This window comes from Microbispora sp. CL1-1, from assembly GCF_012034195.1.
Lineage (GTDB): Bacteria > Actinomycetota > Actinomycetes > Streptosporangiales > Streptosporangiaceae > Microbispora.
Map to the genome: position 1 here is coordinate 1 of NZ_JAATEK010000165.1, position 686 is coordinate 686.

A 686-nucleotide genomic window follows, 5' to 3' on the forward strand; every position below is an offset into this window, starting at 1 on the left:
AGAACGTCAGCTACAACGGCACGATCGCGCCCGGCTCCACCACCGAGATCGGCTTCCAGGCCACCCACACCGGCAACGCCGGCAAGCCCACGGCGTTCACCCTCAACGGAAACCCCTGCACCGTCTCCTGACGAACCCCTATCCCCTGGAGATCCTCGTGCGCATCACTCGACATCGGCGCTGGCTCGCGGCCGGGCTGGCCGCGGCGCTGAGCGTCCTCGGAGTCGTGACCGCCGGCTCGGCTCGCGCCGCCGCGGGCTGCCGGGTCACCTACACCGTGACCAGCCAGTGGCAGGGCGGCTTCGGCGCCAACGTGGACGTGGTGAACCTGGGTGACCCGATCAACGGCTGGAGCCTGACCTGGTCGTTTCCGGCCGGGCAGACGATCAGCCAGCTGTGGAACGGCAACTACACCCAGTCGGGCGCCCAGGTCACGGTGACCAACGCCTCCTACAATGGCGGCATCCCGACCGGCGGAAGCACGTCGTTCGGCTTCAACGGCGCCTGGACCTCGTCGAATCCGGTGCCGGCGAGCTTCGCGCTGAACGGCACCACCTGCAGCGGGACCGTCACCAGTCCCAGTGCCAGTCCCAGCGCCAGTCCATCGGTGTCTCCCTCGCCGAGCCCCTCGCCGTCGCCCTCGGCTTCGCCGTCTGTTTCACCGTCTGTTTCGCCGTCGCCGTCGC

At 69.2% G+C, this 686-nt stretch carries 2 protein-coding genes; both read left to right on the forward strand.

Annotated features, from left to right (window positions below; translation table 11 throughout):
* On the forward strand, positions 1 to 131 hold a 131-nt coding region (locus HCK04_RS40435), incomplete at its 5' end, for a cellulose binding domain-containing protein (RefSeq protein WP_185949123.1).
* A 26-nt stretch (positions 132 to 157) separates the two neighbouring features.
* The coding region (locus HCK04_RS40440; RefSeq protein ID WP_185949124.1) for a cellulose-binding domain-containing protein at positions 158 to 686 on the forward strand (529 nt) is incomplete at its 3' end.